This window comes from Myxococcus qinghaiensis (assembly GCF_024198215.1).
GTDB classification, from domain to species: Bacteria; Myxococcota; Myxococcia; order Myxococcales; family Myxococcaceae; genus Myxococcus; species Myxococcus qinghaiensis.
Genome location: NZ_JAKCFA010000008.1, coordinates 174,761 through 192,109 on the forward strand (window position 1 = coordinate 174,761; position 17,349 = coordinate 192,109).

The window sequence follows — 17,349 nt, forward strand, 5'->3', positions numbered from 1 at the left end:
GCCTCAGCCTGGTTCATTGACTCAGGTCAAGAAACGAAGGCCCCGCCGTGGCGGCCGCTACCAGGTCGGGCGGACTTCCGTCACGTGGAGAGGCCCTCATCGGAGGAGGAAGGCTGGACGTGGTTAGACAAAAAGGCACGTTGCTGTTCCTCCCGCTGGACGAGACTCTGCGGCTTGGTGCTTTCGCGGTCGTGGGCATGGAGGTGGACCCTGTGTGCTGAGCGTCTGCAGAGAAGTGGCGTGGGACTGGGTCAAGTCCCGAATCTTGTGTAGTTGGTTCGGAGGGGGTTCGGGGGAGGAATGCTCCTTGGAGGCATCAAGCAGCGGTGGTGTCTGGGGTTGATTTGAGCAGGGACATATCGAGGTAGCGGCGGTCGTCCCAGACTCCGGTGACTTCGAGGGCGACAGCGGTGATGAGGCGCAGCGCGATGGCGCGGTCCGGGAAGGCGCCCACGGAGCGGATGCGGCGCTTGACCTCGCCGTGGAGACGCTCCAGGCCGTTGGTGCTGCGCAGGCGCTTCCAGTGGGCCTTGGGGAAGGAGAAGAAGCAGGTGGCGGCGGCGAAGCCCTGGCGCAGACACTCCATGGCCTCGGGCACCTGGCGCCCCAGGCCCTCCTGGAGGGCCTCCAGTCGCTTCCTGGCGTCCTGGAGGGTGGGGGCCTCGAAGATGGCCGACGTCTCTTTCCCTAACCGCCCGCGCAGGCGCCAGGGCGCCTTGGCGAGCACGTTTCTGGCTACACCGTCGCACTGCTGACGCGCAGCCAGCGCCTCGTAGAGCCGATGTCGCGTCGTGATGCCCGGCGCGACGTCTTCGATCTGGCACTGGCGAAGCAGCCCGCCGATCTCGGTCCCCGTGAGACCGCCGCCCGTGTCACCAAGCACACCGCAGAGGGATTCGAGGGTGGCGCTGTCGAGTCGCTCGATCGCAATCACGTTCCTTTCACGGTGAAGCGGTGGCGAGGGGCACGACGCGCGGGGTCGAAGTCGCGCTGAACGGCATCGCGGTCGTCGCGTCCGAGGCGTGTCCACGTCGTCCGAGCGTTGGGCGCCTTCGTCGTGCCGAACCCGTACGGCATGCTGATGCCGATGAGGTCGGTGATCAGGTAGCGGTCGTGGATGTCATCCCAGAGGAAGACTTCCACCGACATCCCCGCGGTCTTGGCCGCCGTGGTGATGGCTGGCGTCAGCGCCGCGACCACGTCGCTCACCTGAGGGCGCTTGTCGTTACCGGCGCCGTACCGGGCCGCTCGATGGATCTCGACGAGCGGCTTTACCGAACGCGTACGTAGCCCCGCGAGGAGTTTCATCAGGTCGCCATACTGGTGGTGGTCCGTAGGATCGATGAACGGGTCGACGAATATGAGCGAGTTGGCATGCCGCAACACCGGTGCGAGGGCGGCCTCGTAGTCCACGAGCGTCCGCCCGAGGCGCAGCGACGGGCTCCGCGCGGCCCACCAAGGCGCGCTCGACAACTTGCTCATGGAGCTGACGATCGCGTTGCGAGTGTGCGGGATTGCAGTGGCATCGGTCGCGATCACGCCCGCGAGGGGCCGTGCCGAGTGGCTCGCGAGCGCCTCGATGCACCAGTCGGCGTCGGTCTGCGGGTTGGCAGCGCCGGCCGGATCGGCGAAGACGATCCGCTGCTGCGTCCGCAGCTTCTTCAGTAGCTCCTTGCCGCGCTGGTGCCACGGGCGCGACGAGTCGTCGAAAGTCTTGGCCCACTCGCCCGCGCGTAGGTTGCGGACGAGCCCTTCGTGGAGGAGCACGTCCTTGAGGGCTTGCAGATGGAGACCGCAGACCTCCTCGCTGGTGTAGGCCGTCACGTCGAAGACGTCGGGCGTGAGCGCATACTCGGCGAGCAACGCCATCACAGCACCTCTCCAAGGCCTTCTTCGAAGAACCCTCCGGGCCAGGCCTTGACCAGCTCTCCGCGCTCGTTCAGCGGCATCTTGCGGCTGATGCTACGCGAACCGTCCCTCTCGACGAGCACCACGGAGACATCCGCTGGCCGTACGGTACGACCACCTTCCGGCACGGTGCCCTCGTGGGTCTCGCGCATGCGCCGCATGACCCGCAGGAGCAGGTGCTCGCTGTGGGTCTCAACGAAGATGATTCGGCGCTGCCCCTCGCGGCTCGCTGCATCGAGGAGGAGATCGCCAAGCCCCACCTGCACGGCCGGGTGGACATGGATCTCCGGCTGTTCGACCAGCGAGAGACCACCGCGCCCCTCGATGGCGGCAACGACCACGGGAATGAGCTGAGAGATGCCGGAACCCACCTCCGATGGCAGCACGAACGAGCCCGCGCCGGTATCGAGCAAGAGGCGCCGCACCGTCTTGTCGACGTGACCTGCCGCGACGTCCTCAGCGTCGACGTTGCCTTCGAAGAGCTGCTGCACGACCACCCTGCAGCCGACGTTGAGCTTGCGCAGCCACTCGTTCGTCCGCTCGACGAGCGTGAGGCGGTCCGCGAGGAGCAGATCCCACGCGGCGAGGCCGTCGGCCCAGCTCGTGATGCGGCCGGCGCGCTCGTAGAGAAACCCGCGCGGCGGGATCATGCGCAGCGGCCCGATGTACTGGGCGTCACGCAGGAAGCCCGCGAGCTGAGAGGTCGTGCCGAGCACGACCATCTCCAAGAACGTACGGACCTCCCGCGCAGCGCGCTCTCGGAGGGCAATTGACGCATCGAGCGCCTCGATTTGTCGCTTCACCTCATCGGACGCGGGCTTGAGTCGCAGCGAGACGAGCTCCTCTTTGTCGCCCTCGATGTCGCCTGCCGCCACGACCCGTAGGGGCTCGCCCTGCGCAGGCAGGGCTGACGCCCGAGTCCGCGCGAGCGCGAACACCGGCAGCGAGCGGCCGTCGCCGAAGCCGCTGCCGTCGCCGAGCCCGGCGCCTGCGCCGCTTCCCCCACCGGAACCGCCTCCCTCGGCTTCCAACTCCCGGTGCAGTTCCTCCTCAGGGATGGCGATCTGCTCCCACGCTTCGGTGACGTCCGCCGGGGCGTGCTTCGCGGTGAAGGGGCGCCGAGTGCCATCGGCCTCGATGGCGTAGCCACCAGGCAGCTCCCGCGTCTCGGTCGCGAGGAGCGGGTGACCGAGGTTCACCCGCGCGTGGAGCGGCTCCCCCTCACGCATCGTCGCGCCGACCTCGAGCCACATGAGGGGCTCGGAGTCGCCATTCACTCCGATACGCACCCCGCTGACGATCGGCCCTCGGAAGGCGGTCGTGGTGCGGTGCTCGACGGTCAGCTCGAGCCACGCGCTCTCCACATCGTCGTCGAGGTCGGGGAACGGAAAGTCGGTCAGGTCGCGCCCGAAGCGCTCGAGGCCGCCGGGCGTGGCGAACTCGGCGCGCAGCACGATGCCGCGCGCGGTGTCGTGCTGGTGGACAAGCCGCGCGAAGCCGCCGAGCTCGAGCACATGGCCGCCCAGTTCGGTGCGATCGACGTCAGCCGAGCCGCGCTCGATCAGCTCGTGCAGGTAGACGAGCGCCTGCAGGATGCTGCTCTTGCCCGCGCTGTTCGCGCCGAACAGCAGGGTCAGCGGCGCGAAGTCGATACGCTGGCGAGCCCCGATGCCCTTGAAGTTCTCGATCTCAAGCGAGGTCAGCATGCGGTCTCCGCCATGGGCAACCGATGCCCGCCAATTGGTGCAAGCGCCCCTTGCACGACTCCGGTCATCGGCCGCCTCACTTCGGGCCTCCCAGCTTGCCCGGGGCGATTCGGTTGCGAGCGCTCTCGATGGCCTTGTGCAGGCGCTCCTCGAGGAGCTTCCGAGGTGGCAACTCGGTCAGGTATTCCGCCACGTGAATGCCGCGCGCGTCGAGGTCGAGGATCTCGACCGTCTCTCGCTTTTTGCCCGCACACAGGATGATGCCGAGCGGCGGCTGCTCGCTGGGCTGGCGTTCGTGCTTGTCCAGCCAGCGCAGGTACAGCTCCATCTGACCGGAGTCCTGGGCCTTGAAGTCGCCAAGTTTGAGCTCGATCGCTACGAGGCGGCGCAGGCGGCGGTGGAAGAAGAGGAGGTCGAGGTAGTGATCGTCGCCGTCGAGCGTCATGCGCTTCTGGCGCTCGACGAAAGTGAAGCCTACGCCCAGCTCCAGGAGGAAGCGCTCGATCTCGCGGAGAATGGCCGCTTCGAGGTCATTCTCGCTGTAGGTGTCGGCGAGCCCGAGGAAGGGCAGCATGTACGGGTCGCGCATCACCAGGTCGGGGGTCAGCTCGCCGGTCTCACGCAGCGCGGCCAGTTCCTTCTTGATGAGCTCCTTGGGCTTCTTCGAGAGCGCCGTGCGCTCGAAGAGCATGCTCTGGATGCGTTCACCGAGCTCGCGCACCGACCACCGTTCGATGCGGCACATCGCGAAGTAGAAGTCGCGGGCGAGCGGGTCCTTCAGGTAGGTGAGCACCTTGAAGTGGCTCCAGGTCAATTGTCTCCACGCCGTGGAGACAATCTCGCGGTCGGGGAAGGCGGTCGCGAACTGGACCATGTGCCGCAGCGACTTGTCGTTGAAGCCGCGCCCGAAGCGCTCTGCCAATTGTCTCGACACCGTGGAGACAATCTGCCCGCCGTACTCCGCGCGGCGGCCCTCGAGAACATGCGTGCGAACGTGGTGGCCGATCTGCCAGTGGAGCGCGGTGAGCGCCACGTTCGCGACGGTGGCGACCTGCTTCTGGGCCGCCTCGATCATCTCCGAGAGGTCGCGCACCAACTCCGAGGCGAACGCCGCGTCGGACTTTGCGAGCGCGCTCGAGGGTCGCCGCACGGTGGCGACCTTCTTCGAGGCCGACTTCTTGCCGCGCAAGGTGGTCACTACGACGACTCCCTGGTGTCGCGCTCGGTGTCTTGGGCGCCCCAGCGCGGCGCGAGGCGCAGGAGCGCCGCCGTCATCGCGATGGCGAGGTCTGCGTCCTCGCGGCTGAACTCCTCGTCGGGCACGCCATCGTGATGCACGGGCGACAAGAAGAGCTGCATCGCGACCTGCAATGCCGAGAACCGCTCGGCCTGCGAGAGGTTGCGCGCGTTCTTCTGGAGGAACTGCGCGACCTCGTCGGGTGCCCGACCTCCGAAGCGAGCGGTCTTGAGCGCGTCGAGCGCGATGCGGCACTCCTGCACCGTGTTTCGGTAGCGCCCGTCGTTGCGCGCGTTGACCGCGTTCACGACCCTCTGTCGCCCTACGCTGGTGGACTCGGGCCCACTCGTCGGAAGCCGCGCCTCAGTGAGGATCGAGTCGCAGTACCCGACGCTCTTGAGCACCGCGAGCCACTGCTCCTTCGGTACTTCGAACGCCCGTTGTTCGACCGTCGGCACGACCTCGATGCCGGGTGCATACCCTTCGTGTTGCGCAAGCCGTACCGGATGCGCAACCAGCGTCATGAAGAACGCGATCGAGCCTCCATCGCGCGCAGTCTCCAGCGCAACGAGTGCCTGCGTCGACAGCGCCAACGTGAAGTGAACCGAAGCCGTCGAGGAGTGGCTTGGGGGCGAGACCAGACTCGTTGGGTTCGGCAATGCGAAGCCGAGGTTCAGCTCCCCGCGAGCGAAGCGCGCCGCGACCTCGCTTGGCTGAGGCACAAGGGAGATCAGGCCGTTCTCCTTCCAGGGCCACTCGACCAGCCGAAACGCGACGTCGATGTGAAGCTGCGTGCCGCCAGCGATTCTGCTTCCGCGCACGGTGGCCCCCGTCGCATCCGCGACAATGCGCTGTCCGACTTGCCAGCTCACGACGCGAGTTCCCCGGAGAACGCACGCTGGACCGTGGTGTCGAACAGGGTCTGCGCCTCGCTCTGAGCTGCCTCCTGCCGGCGACTGAGACGCAACACGCGGTCGAAGGCCTCACCGAACTGGGCCTGCGCCTTCGGTGGAGGCGCAGGGACCAGCACGTCCTCGAGCTTCCCCTTGCTGACCATGCCCTTCATGCTGTTCGTGGACGCGGCCTGTACGAGTCGCTTTCCGACGAGGAGAAGGACGTAGAGGAATCGATAGTCGACACCATCATGAGGCGTCACGGCGTTGATCTGCTGATTGAAGGCCACCTCTCGGTCCGCGAGGGCGACGTTGCCGATACAGTCCGGGCTGCCGGCGATGCAGGTCATCAGGGTGCTGCCCGCAGGCACGGTTCTTCCGACGGCGCGTCCCTGCGCCGAGAGCCCCTCGGTCGCTCGGGTAAGGTAGTGGCTGGGCGTGTTGATGTTGTCGGACTTGATCCACTCGATGTCGTCGCCGAAGTAGGCGGGAACGCCACGCGATGGTGTGTTGCCGGTGGTCACGCGTCCGAGTTCTGCGAGCGGCTTCGCCGGCCAGCGCTTCGCGTTCGTCACCGGGTCACCGAACATCTCCAGAAATGCTGCGCGCAGCATCTCCTCGGTGAGGGCGATCACCTCCTTGCGCTTGCGGCGGATGGCGTCGGCCCTGTCGAGGATGTCGGCGACTCGGCGCTGCTCAGCAATCGGCGGTACGGGCACGGGTAGGTTCTCAAAGACCTGGCCGGGCAGTCGCTTCGTTCCATGAGACGACTCCTCGGTGCTCGAGAGAACCCTCGGTTGAAGCCAGCGGAGGCACCGCGTTAAGTAGCGCGAGTCGAGATCCGGCGCAGGGATCAGCGCTTTCACGTCCTGATTGAACGTGGCCTCGACGAGCGTGCGGCTGACGCGGAACTCGTTCGCGAGGCTCATGCCTCTCACCACAAAAAGGACGGTGCCGGGCGGCACGAGGTTGCTTCCATTCGCCGCTCCCTCCGCTGACACATGAAGCTCGCTGTCACTCAGCTCGAACGCCTTCAGCTCCTTCGAGCTGTACCAGGGAATGTGACCTTCCCAGTATGCCGCATTCGCTTTGCTGGGCGTGCCCCCGGAAAGCAGCCGACCGCACTCGGTGAGCGGACGTACGGGCCAAGGCGAGGTCGTCACAGCATCGCCTCCAGCTCACTCAGGTCTTTCGCGATCTCGGCTTCGAGCTTGCGCAGCCTGCCGATGATCCTGTTCGGCGGGTCGTACGTGACGACTTCGTGTTTCGCCTCCTTGTAGCGGTTGATAGAGAGGTCGAAGTCCTTGGCCTCGATGTCGGCCACCGGCACCATGAAGTGCGTCGCTGTCCTGTCGGCGTCCCTGTTCGCGCTCCTCTTGCGCCAGTGCTCAAGTGCGTCGGGCAGATCGTTGTCGTTCACCACGTCGCGCTTGTCGTCGAGCGAGAAGCCGTCGGCCCCGACGTCGTAGAAGAAGACGTGGTCCGTCTTGCCGCCCTTGGTGAACACGAGGATGGCCGTCGACACCCCAGCGTAGGGCTTGAACACGCCGCTCGGCAGCGAGATGACCGCTTCGAGTTGGTTGTCCTTTACCAGTATGGTGCGCAGCGCGGTGTGCGCCTTGCTCGACCCGAACAACACACCGTCCGGCACGATGGTCGCGCTCCGTCCGCCCTTCTTGAGCATGCGCAGGATGAGCGCCACGAAGAGCAGCTCGGTCTTCTTGGTCTTCACCGCCTGCGTCAGCGACGGGTGGACGTCACCCTCGTCGAGGCTGCCCTTGAACGGGGGGTTGGCGAGGATGACGTCGAAGCCGCCCGTCGCCTGCTTGGCGAACTTCTCGGGGAAGCTGTTCGACAGCGTGTCCTGGTAGTGGATGTCGGGGTTGTCGACGCCGTGGAGCATCAGGTTCATCGACGCGATGCGGAGCATGGTCGCGTCGAAGTCGAAGCCGTGGAACATGCCGCTCTGGATGTGCGCGCGGTACGGCTCCAGCTTGTCGCCGGTGTAGATGACCTCGCCGTTCTCGCCCTTGAGGCGGCCCTGCGGCGAGGTGTGCTCCTTGAGCAGGTACTGCATCGTCTCGACGAGGAAGCCCGCCGTGCCGCAGGCCGGGTCGCCGATGGTCTCGGTGGGCTTGGGCTCCAAGAGTTCCACCATGAAGCGGATGATGTGGCGGGGCGTGCGGAACTGGCCGTTGATGCCCGCCGTCGTGAGCTTCGAGAGCAGGTACTCGTAGAGATCGCCCTTCGCGTCGCCGTCGGTGATGGGCAGCTTGTCGATCATGTTCACCGCCGAGACCAAGAGGCTCGGCTTCTGGATCATGAGCTGCGCGTCCTGCATGTACTCGGCGAACGTCGTCCCGCCGTTCAGCTTGCGGAAGTGCGAAAACACCTCGTCACGCACCACGCGCAACATCTCGGCGGCGTCCTTCTGCTTGAAGTTCTTCCAGCGGCGCGGGTCGGTCGCACCCTTGAAGCGACCGTGGAACTCCCTCTTGGTGCGCTCGGCCTTGCGCTCGCCGGTGGTCTCCATCACGTCGAGCAGCCGCGCGAACATGAGGAACGAGATCTGTTCGATGACGGTGAGCGGGTTGGTGATGCCGCCGGTCCAGAACTCGGTCCAGAGCTTGTCGATGTCGCTCTTCTGCTGCGTGGTCAGGGTACTCATGCAATCACTCGTTTCGGCTCGAAGACGCTCAAGATGGCCAGCAGCTCATCGACGTCTTCCTTGTCGTTGAAGATGCCGTCCACGCTCTCGGCGTGGAGGGTGGTGAACGGCGGCTCGTAGAGGCGCTCGAGCTCGATGCCGCCGTTCTGGGCGATGTAGTTCCGCAGCACCTGCAGGAAGCGGAGCTGCTGCGACGACAGACGCGGGTGCTTGTGGACGAACTCGGTGAAGGCCTTCTCGACAGCCTCGGCTTCGAGGCCCACGAGCCCACGGAACACCGCGAGCAGCGAGCGCCGCATCGAAGGGTCGTGCCCGGCGAGGTGCGTGACGTTGGCTTTGTCGTCGACCGAAAGGACGAGGCGCGCCAGCTCTTCGAGCTCGGCTTCCTGCACCGTCTGCCCGGCGCGGATGCGCAGCAAGACGGGGTTGTTGGCGAAGTGCGCCTTGAGCACCCTCTCCACGCGCGTGCGGTACTCGACGAGGTCAAGCCCTTCGAGCTTCGGGATGTACGACTGCGCGACATGGCCATCGTCGGTCACGTCGAAGACCTGCGGCGCCACGCGCGTCGTCGTGGGGAGCTGCTGGTACTTCATCACCGAGCGCAGCTCGCTCCGCAGTCCTTCGAGGCGCTGGACCTCGACGGCGCTCCAGAAGCCTTTGTCGCGCACCTGCTTGATGGAGTCGGCCTTGGCCTTCACCGGCTGGAGGTTCTTGCCGAGCAGCTCCACAGCCTCTTCGACGCGGCCCTTCAGATCCTGCACCTTGGGCGCGCTCGGGCCGCCCTTGAGCAGCTCGATCTGCAAGCGGGTCATGAGCAGGTCGAAACGGTACGCGTCTTCGTCGCCTCGGATACTCCGGAGATGCTGCAGAGGGGCGACGATCGACAGCAGATCGGCCTTGGTGGCGGCAGCAAAGTGGTGGACGCGATCGCCGTCCGCAAGCTGTGTCAGCTCCTTCCACTTGTCGCGGGCGTCGATGGCGTTCGTGTCTCGCACCGCACGGATGTCGCCCAGGATCTGCTGCTCTGCGATCCCGATCGCGGCCTCGTCCATCTTGTCGATGGCGACCGAGAGCAGCTCCACGCGTGCCTCGAACAGGTGCTGAAGCAGCGACTTCTGCGGCGCCGGCTGCACCTCTTTGTACTTCTCGTCGAAGAACCAGAAGTTCTGCCAGTGGTCGAAGATGAGGAACTCGGTCTTGTCCTTGCCGGGTCCGAAGAGATCTTTGCGCAGGCGCGTGCCGCGACCGATCATCTGCCAGAACTTCACGTACGACTTCACCGGCCTGGCGAAGACCAGGTTCACCACCTCGGGCACGTCGATGCCGGTGTCGAGCATGTCGACCGAGATGGCGATGGTCAGCTCATTCTCGGGGTTCTTGAAGTCGTCGATGAGTTGGTCCGCCTTCGCTTCCTGATTGTCGATGACGCGACAGAAGGCCGAGCCGTACTGCGGGTAGAGCTGGCTGAAGACCTCGGCGAGATGCACCGCGTGCAGGTGGTTCCGCGCGAAGACGATGGTCTTGCCGACATGCTGCCCCGTCGCCTCGCGGATGCCGCCCTCCATCAGCGAGCGCCAGATGGCGCGTGTGGTGTCCTTGTTGAAGAAGTACTTGTCGAGGTCTTCGCTGTCGTAGTCGACGGCCTGCGCTTGTGGGTCCTGGTCTTCGAGCTGGTCGCGCTGCTCCGCGCTCATCTGCGAATAGCGGAAGCCGTCGCGTGAGAACCTGGTGCTGACCTGCATCACGCGGAACGGCACGAGGTAGGCCGGCTTGGACTCGATGGCCTGCTGGAAGTCGAAGGCCGACGTGGGATCGCCGTTCTCGCAGGCGAACAGCTCGTAGGTGTTGCGCTCGATGAACTTCACCGGCGTCGCGGTGAGGCCGACTTCCAATGCGTCGAAGTACTGGAAGAGCGAGCGGAACTTCTTGAAGATGCTGCGGTGCGACTCGTCGGCAATGATGAGGTCGAAGAAGCCGACGTCGAAGTCCTCGTACGCCTTCATCATCGCCGGGTAGGTGGCGAGGTAGATGCGCTTGTCACGGTCGTTGGCCGTCGAGGCGTCGACGATCACCCGCGGCTCACCGGGCATGAACTCCTTGAAGACGCGGTCGGCCTGGCGGCGCAGCTCCTTGCGGTCGCAGAGGAAGAGAATGCGCTTCACCCAACCCGCGCGCATCAGCACGTCACACAGCGAGATGGCGACGCGCGTCTTGCCGGTGCCGGTGGCTTGCACGACAAGCGCCTTGCGGAAGTTGCCCGTGAAGCGTTCGCACACGCGCTTGACCGCTTCGAGCTGGTACATGCGGTTGGCGATGGCGAGGTTCGGCTCGACGTGGGCAAGTGCCTTCTTTCCGGTGCGCTGGTGGACCAGGTACTCGAGGCTGTCCTTCGAGTAGAAGCCGTAGACCTTGCGGTACGGGTAGCCCTGCGCTTCGTCCCACAAGAAGACGTCGATGCCGTTGGTGAAGAACACGACGGGGCGCACGCCGGTCGCCTTCTCGAGCGCGTCGGCGTACTGGCGCGCCTGCTCGCCTCCTGCGCGCGCATCCTTCGCGGTCTTCTTCGCCTCGATGACCGCCAGCGGCTTGCCGTCGTCGCCGTAGAGCACGTAGTCGGCGAAGCCATCGCCGCTCGGCGTGGGGAGGCCCGCGAGCGTCAGCTCCTGCTTCACCTGTTCGGTGCTCTTGCCATCGACGCCGACGTTCCATCCGGCGGCGAGCAGGGACTGGTCGATGAGGCGACGGCGTGTGGTGGCCTCGTTGAACTCGAGGGCCGAGGCGACCTTCTGGCCCGCATCACGGAGCTTGGTCAGCTCGCTCGCGTTCTCCTCGGCGGTGCGCGTGGCCTCCGTCGCGGCGCGTTCGGCCTCGAGCCGCTTCTTGGTCTCCTCGTCGAGACGTTTGAGGACGGACTCGTACTTGGCTTCAGCGAGGCGCAGCTTCTCGAGGGCGTCCTTCGTCTTCGCAGCGCTCGCCGGCTCGGGCGGTGGCGGCGTGTACTTCGGCGTCGCGTCGAGCTTCCCTCCATCGAGCTGCACGAAGAACCAGCGCGCGATGTCGAAGAGCTGCGCCAAGCACTCGAGCGAGAGCTGGCTCGTAATGGGCCGTCGCGGGTGCGCGGCATGGTTGCCCGCCTTGCGCACGGAATGGAGTTTGTTCTGGACGACCTCGGGCACCGCCTGCCGGAAGGCGGTCTCGTTCATCAGATCGTTCAGGTTGTCGGAGTACGGCGGACGGAGGCGGTAGCTCTCGTAGATGGCCGCGACGGCGTGCTCCACGAAACTGCGCTGCTTGATGAGCGAACTCGCGGGGTCTTCGTGGGCGTAGCGCTCGGCGAAGCCCGCGAGATCGGCCAGCACGGCGCGGCGCGCGCGGAGGAACTCGAAGTTCACTGACTTCATGAACGGGACATCCTCTCCTCGCGCGGCGTTGCTGACCATGCCGGGCCCCTTTTCAATGAACGTGCCATCAGCCCTGCACCTCGTAGGTCTTCAGCCAGTTCGTCAACGTCTGGTAGCTCGGCAGGCCCACCAGCTCCGTTGCCTTCGTCTTGTTTCCCTGCGCCTCGTCCATCGCGCGCTCGAGGTAGTGGCGCGCGACTTCTTTCAACAAGTCTCGCAGGTTGAAGCCGCCGCCGAGGGGCCGCCCGAGCACATCCGGTCGCGCGCTCTTGGCCACGGGAAGCAGCGCTTCGCGCACGTCCTCCGACGAGATGGCGGCACCATCGCTCCAGATGGCGGCGCGGCGCAGGGTGTTGCCCAGCTCGCGCACGTTGCCTGGCCAGGGGTGCGAGAGAAGAAGGTTCCTTGCGCCTGCGGAAATCTTCTTCTCTTTGAAGCCGGGCTCGCTCTGGGCCTCGCGGTTCACCTGGACGAGCAGGTGGTCGATAAGCATGCCCACGTCGCCCTGGCGCTCGCGGAGCGGCGGGAGCTTCAAGACGGCCACGGCGAGCCGGTAGAAGAGGTCTTCGCGGAACCGACCCGAGGCGATCTCCTCGGTCAGCGTGCGGTTGGTGGCGGCGACGATGCGCACGTCGACCTTCACGGGCTTGCTCTCGCCGAGGGGCACGATCTCGCCCTCTTGAATGGCTCGGAGCAGCTTCACCTGCGCGGGCCCAGGCAGTTCGCCCAGCTCGTCGAGGAACAGGGTGCCACCGTCAGCCTCCTTGAAGTGGCCCTTCCGGTCCGAGCTCGCGCCCGTGAAGGAGCCTTTCTTGTGGCCGAACAGCTCCGACTCGACCAGTTCGGGGGGAATGGCGCCGCAGTTGACGGCGATGAAGGTCCTGTCGCGACGGGGGCTGGCCCGGTGGATGGCTCGGGCGAGCAGCTCCTTGCCGGTGCCCGACTCGCCCTCGATGAGCACCGGCACGCTGCGGACGGCGACGCGGCGGGCGCGCTCGATGAGCCGACTCATCACGCGGCTCTTGTGGATGATGTCGGCGAACTCGGGCGCCTCGGGCGGCGCGCCGGTGGCGATGTGCTTCAGGCGCTCGTCCTGCTCTCGGAGGAGATCGGGCAGGAACTCGGCCGAGAGGTCGAAGGGCACCGAGGCAGTGCGGACGCCATGTTCTCGCGACGACTCGATGAGCTCGGCGGGGAAGCGGGTCTTGCCGAGGATGATCCACACCGCCGCCATCGCGGGCGTGCCGGGCGAAAGGTGAAAAGAGAGCTGCGCGTCCTTGGCGTTGCCGAGGGCGTGCTCCACACCGCGCACCGCGGCCTCGTAGATCTCACCGAAGTTGGTAGGGCCCGAGAGCTTGTGCGGCAGGACCTCGACGCGCGTTCTCGTGCGGCCCTTGAGCCACTTGAGGTAGGGCTGGACGAGGTTGTCGTCGTAGTCGGAGAGGAGGAAGGCCTCATCGTAGTCGCGGTTGGCGAGCCCCTGCGCGATCGGCCCCTGGCCCACCGACTCACTCTCGGTGGGCGCTCGGAGGTCGGTCTTGCCAATCCAGGCGACGAGGACGTTTCGCACCTGCGGAGGATATAAGAACGCTTACTGTACAACAAGAGGTCTTGTCCGGCGCAAGAGACGTAAACCATCGAAAAGACGCGACCACGAGGGGCCGGGACGGGGTCCAGCCGCTTGGCGCGGCGGCTGCATTGCGGCCCGGCATCATGACGAACAATCATCGCATCGAGCCCCTCTCTGTCTCCGTTCTCTTCGCCTCCGAGGAGGTGGCCCTCGACCTGCGCGATCGCCGCCCCGACAGCATCGCGCTGTTCGGCGCTCTCGACGAGCCCGCGCGCGACCAGCTCGCACAAGACGCGTGGGCCATCGGCCTGCGCGCCCTCTCCAACGCTCACCAGGCGGCCCAGGAGTCGAAGCTGAAGGACGTCGGGACGGCGCTCCTCGGCGACATCGACAAGCAGCTCAAGGTCTACGTCGAGCAGCAACAGCAGACGATCGGAGCGGTGCTCACGCGCTTCTTCGACCCGAAGGACGGCCAGGTCACGCAGCGCCTCTCGGCGTTCGTGGACGATGAGGGCATCCTGGCGCGGCAGCTCCAGAAGTTCCTCGGCCCGCAGGGCAGCGTGCTCGCCGAGACGCTGGCAAAGCAGGTGGGCGAGACCAGCCCGCTCTTCAAGAAGCTCTCCCCCACCGACAGCACCGGCCTCGTGAAGGTGCTCGAGGCGCAGCTGCGCGCCGTGATGGGCGAGGGCCACGCCGAGTTGGTGCGCGCGCTTGATCCGCTTGCCGAGGACGGCGCCGTGGCGCGCTTCCTCAAGAGCCTGCGCGAAGAGCTGAAGGACGCCGACGAGGATCGCCAGCGACAGCTCTCGGCGGCCCTCGCCGCGCTCGACGCCAACGACGAGCAGTCGCTCCTGAGCCGCCTCGTGCGCGAGACGGAGCGCTCGCGCCGCGCGGTCTTGTCCGCCGTGAATCCCGAAGACCCCGCCTCACCGATGGCGATGCTGAAGGCCAGCCTGTCGAAGTTGTTGCAAGAGCAGTCGGCCTCGCAGCTCGCCCTGGTGAAGCGCCAGGAGGAGCGGCAGGTGCGGTTCGAGAAGGAGGTGCGCGAGGCGTTGGTGCGCATCGAGACCAAGCGCACGCAGGAGATGAAGACCACGCGCGGCGGGCTGGTGTTCGAGGACGCGGTGATCGCCTTCGTGCGGAGCGCGACGCAGGGGGCCCCGTGCGTGTTCGACGCCACCGGTGCCACGGCGGGCATGGGCCGCAGCAAGAAGGGTGACGCCGTGGTGCGCTTCACCCAGGAGAGCGCGTTCGCGGGTACGGGCGTGGTCTTCGAAGCCAAGCGCGACGCGAGCTACTCAGTGCAGAAGGCGCTCGACGAGCTCGACGCCGCCCGCAAGAATCGCGACGCGGCGGCGGGCGTCTTCGTCATGGCGCGGTCGCACGCCAGCGACGTGTTCCCGCGCTTCGCCCGTTACGGCAACAACGTGCTCGTCGTGTGGGATGACCAGGACCCGTTGACGGATGCCTACCTTCACGCGGCGGTGCTGCTCGGCGTCGGGCTCGTCACGCGCACCAAGACCGTCGGCGACGAAGGCGACATCACCGCCCTGCGCGACATCGAGAAGCGCATTGAGGACGAGCTGGCGCGCCTCGAAAAGATGGAGAAGCACAGCGAGAACATCCGCAAGAACGTCGACGGCATCAGCGACGAGATCCGCAAGGCGCAGAAGAAGCTCGACCTGCTCCTGCGGAACGCGCGCAGCACGCTGACGGCGCTGAACATCGAGGTGAGCGACGAGGCCACCGAACTCGAAAGCCCGATCGCCCTGCCGAAGGGCTCGTTCGACGCGGCGGTGTTGGCGCTTCCCAGCGGTGGTGAGGCTGCGTGAGACTGATCGGCTCGTAGGAGACCGCACGAGATGCCCAAGTTCCGCTGCGATGTTCAGCCCTTGCTCGAGAGGTCGATCGATTCTCTCACCCTGGGGATCGAGCTGTTCAACCGCCCCACCGACACGGCGCGGGCGCACGGGGTCCCGATGCTGCCCCGTCAGCGTGCGGGGCGTTCGGCGGAGCGACTCGACGTACGCAGCCATGCGCGCATGACGGCCTCCTTCGCCGTCGAAAGCAAGGCCCGCGAGCGACGAGCAGCGTTCTTCGCGGACCTCACAGATTGGCCTTGATGGTCGCGCGAACCGAAGCCTGTATCGGACACCCGCGGGGCGCTCCCGCACCGGAGGACGAACATGGCGAAGACGAACGGCACACTCACTACCTACGACGGGGACGAGCACTGTACCTCCGCGGGCACAAGGTCCGCATCGTAGCCGTGCTGCCGCGCGCCGCCGCGTCCGACTTCGACTCCGACCGCGATGGCGCCATCCTCCGCGATGACGACGAGGTCGAGCGTGCCGGCAGTGTCACCGCCCACGACCGCATCGAGGTCCAGCACGGGAACGAGCGCGAGCAGCGCTGGAGGTTCGTCACCAGCGACCCGCGCGCGTTCGACCGCGCGTGCTTCCGCCACCTCGACCCATACCCGCCCGGTGACCACGCCGGGCGGTCCGGCGGCGGCACCGGGCACCACCACGAAGGAGCCCAACATGAACGACACCGCCCACCGCACCCTCGAATCCCTCTCCAAGCTGCGCCTCCCGGAGCTGCAGGCGCGCTTCGCCGAGATCGTCGGCGAGCCGACGCGCTCTACTCAGCGACAGCTTCTCGACGTGCATGCTCTCATCTTGGGGCGCGGGGCGTCTGGCGCTGGGGAGCATCGGCGTGTCGAAGTCGCCATCGGAAACCAGCATCACAAGCCCCTGCATCCGCTCAAGAGGCAAGAACTTTCAGCGGAACCTTGAGGCGATGAGCAAGCCATTGCCCCAGGTGGTGGATGTACTGGGCACTGGTGCTGCCACGCTCCAGCCGCACGGCGCCCTTGGACGTGTTCAGGAACAAGGAGAAATACACCCACTCCGGCGTGCCGAGTTCCCCGGTCTCGTCCTGCCGCACCTCCAGCGACTTCACGCGGTGGCTCACGCGCACAGGCCATCCACTGCGGTACCGCAACTTGTCGAGAACACCTGGACGGATCTCCCACTCCCTCCGCGCCTGAAAAGAAGGCCAGGCCTTCAGTCCCACCCAGCCCGCAAGCCCCACCAGGGCCACCGCGAACAGCGGCCCCTCCACGGTGCTTCCATCGATGCCCTGTCTCCACATCACGACGGCCGCCGACGCCAGGAGCAGGAACACCACGCCTCCCAGCGCCCAGGCGCGTTCAATCCCACCATCCCACTCGCGGCGAAGCACCACACCTCCCCCAGGAAGCGCAATCGCTTCGCGGCCCTCGGGGACACAGTCCGTGAGCACCTTGGGCGTGACACCCAGCTCGGAGAGTCCACACAGTCGCTTCCACAGCGCCTCGTGCTCCAACTCCCCCACGCTCGCCAGCTCCACAATCTTCCCAGTGTGCAGCAGCGCCGTCACACTCCCCACCGGTTCAGGAAAAGCCGCCACGTCGGAGTACGGCAGGTGGTGCACCTCACTCCACGGGCCCCTCCACTGTCTCCACGTCACGCCTTTCGAGTCCATCGCGACCTGGTCCTCGCCGATGACCGGGCGCACCAGGAACCTCGCGAAACGGAAGCCCATCCATAGCCACCCCGTCAGCGCGGCGGACACCAGCAATCCCCCGAGCACCAGCCCCAGGGCCGGGACACCCGGCATCGAACTCCGGGCATTCATGTGCACCGGGAGCCGGAGCGCCTGAAGCACCGCGACGAGCACGTCCAGGCCCACCTTCGCTCCCGCGACTCCGATGGCACACCAGATGAGCAGAGCACCGGCGTTGAACTGCTTTCGCTGAGCGGTCGCGCGCAGCCGAAACCGCCAATCGGGCGTCCCCCTTGCGTCAGCCATGACCTGCCCCTTCCCACGCGTGCTCCAGGCCTCACCGACTTGAAAGGCTCGCCCCCCACTCAGGCACGCGGGCCTCGGGCGGAAAGCACGTCACCGCATTGTCACCCAGCC

At 66.4% G+C, this 17,349-nt stretch carries 13 protein-coding genes and 1 pseudogene; 3 read left to right on the forward strand and 11 right to left on the reverse strand.

The window, feature by feature from the left end; translation table 11 throughout:
* Positions 1 to 316: 316 nt before the first annotated feature.
* The 9 genes and pseudogenes from LZ199_RS16695 to LZ199_RS16735 form a co-directional block, all read right to left on the reverse strand.
* Positions 317 to 826, reverse strand: a pseudogene (locus LZ199_RS16695) (transposase); the annotation flags it as partial.
* 104 nt (positions 827 to 930) lie between these two features.
* A complete protein-coding gene (locus LZ199_RS16700; RefSeq protein WP_253994693.1) occupies positions 931 to 1,869 on the reverse strand; it encodes a hypothetical protein in 939 nt (312 codons plus the stop codon).
* Positions 1,869 to 3,614, reverse strand: coding sequence for an AAA family ATPase (locus LZ199_RS16705; RefSeq protein WP_253994694.1), 1,746 nt, complete (start codon positions 3,612 to 3,614; stop codon positions 1,869 to 1,871). The genes LZ199_RS16700 and LZ199_RS16705 overlap by 1 nt, the downstream gene beginning before the upstream one ends.
* A gap of 76 nt (positions 3,615 to 3,690) precedes the next feature.
* Positions 3,691 to 4,812, reverse strand: coding sequence for a PDDEXK nuclease domain-containing protein (locus tag LZ199_RS16710; RefSeq protein ID WP_253994695.1), 1,122 nt, complete (start codon positions 4,810 to 4,812; stop codon positions 3,691 to 3,693).
* Positions 4,812 to 5,723, reverse strand: a complete 912-nt coding sequence (locus tag LZ199_RS16715; RefSeq protein WP_253994696.1) for a hypothetical protein — start codon at positions 5,721 to 5,723, stop codon at positions 4,812 to 4,814. Before LZ199_RS16715 ends, LZ199_RS16710 begins: the two co-directional genes overlap by 1 nt.
* Complete coding sequence (locus LZ199_RS46695; protein WP_253994697.1) at positions 5,720 to 6,907, reverse strand: restriction endonuclease subunit S; 1,188 nt, start codon at positions 6,905 to 6,907, stop codon at positions 5,720 to 5,722. Before LZ199_RS46695 ends, LZ199_RS16715 begins: the two co-directional genes overlap by 4 nt.
* The gene (locus LZ199_RS16725; protein ID WP_253994698.1) at positions 6,904 to 8,412 is read right to left on the reverse strand and encodes a type I restriction-modification system subunit M; all 1,509 of its coding nucleotides are present in this window, start codon (positions 8,410 to 8,412) and stop codon (positions 6,904 to 6,906) included. Before LZ199_RS16725 ends, LZ199_RS46695 begins: the two co-directional genes overlap by 4 nt.
* Complete coding sequence (locus tag LZ199_RS16730; RefSeq protein ID WP_253994699.1) at positions 8,409 to 11,852, reverse strand: DEAD/DEAH box helicase family protein; 3,444 nt, start codon at positions 11,850 to 11,852, stop codon at positions 8,409 to 8,411. Before LZ199_RS16730 ends, LZ199_RS16725 begins: the two co-directional genes overlap by 4 nt.
* A 28-nt stretch (positions 11,853 to 11,880) precedes the next feature.
* Positions 11,881 to 13,383, reverse strand: coding sequence for a sigma-54 interaction domain-containing protein (locus tag LZ199_RS16735; RefSeq protein WP_253994700.1), 1,503 nt, complete (start codon positions 13,381 to 13,383; stop codon positions 11,881 to 11,883).
* Between the two features lie 41 nt (positions 13,384 to 13,424).
* On the opposite strand from LZ199_RS16735, the gene LZ199_RS16740 reads away from it, so the two are divergent.
* On the forward strand, positions 13,425 to 15,215 hold the full coding sequence (locus LZ199_RS16740; protein ID WP_253994701.1) for a hypothetical protein: 1,791 nt from the start codon (positions 13,425 to 13,427) through the stop codon (positions 15,213 to 15,215).
* Positions 15,216 to 15,245: 30 nt separating this feature from the next.
* Entirely contained in the window at positions 15,246 to 15,506 is a 261-nt protein-coding gene (locus tag LZ199_RS16745; protein ID WP_253994702.1) for a hypothetical protein, read from the forward strand.
* 92 nt (positions 15,507 to 15,598) lie between these two features.
* On the opposite strand, the gene LZ199_RS16750 is transcribed toward LZ199_RS16745, so the two are convergent.
* Positions 15,599 to 15,928, reverse strand: a complete 330-nt coding sequence (locus tag LZ199_RS16750; protein ID WP_253994703.1) for a hypothetical protein — start codon at positions 15,926 to 15,928, stop codon at positions 15,599 to 15,601.
* Here LZ199_RS16750 and LZ199_RS16755 point away from each other — a divergent pair.
* A complete protein-coding gene (locus LZ199_RS16755; protein WP_253994704.1) occupies positions 15,927 to 16,181 on the forward strand; it encodes a hypothetical protein in 255 nt (84 codons plus the stop codon). The genes LZ199_RS16750 and LZ199_RS16755 overlap by 2 nt on opposite strands.
* On the opposite strand, the gene LZ199_RS16760 is transcribed toward LZ199_RS16755, so the two are convergent.
* On the reverse strand, positions 16,150 to 17,238 hold the full coding sequence (locus LZ199_RS16760) for a hypothetical protein (RefSeq protein ID WP_253994705.1): 1,089 nt from the start codon (positions 17,236 to 17,238) through the stop codon (positions 16,150 to 16,152). The two genes, LZ199_RS16755 and LZ199_RS16760, sit on opposite strands and share 32 nt — an antisense overlap.
* Positions 17,239 to 17,349: the final 111 nt, after the last annotated feature.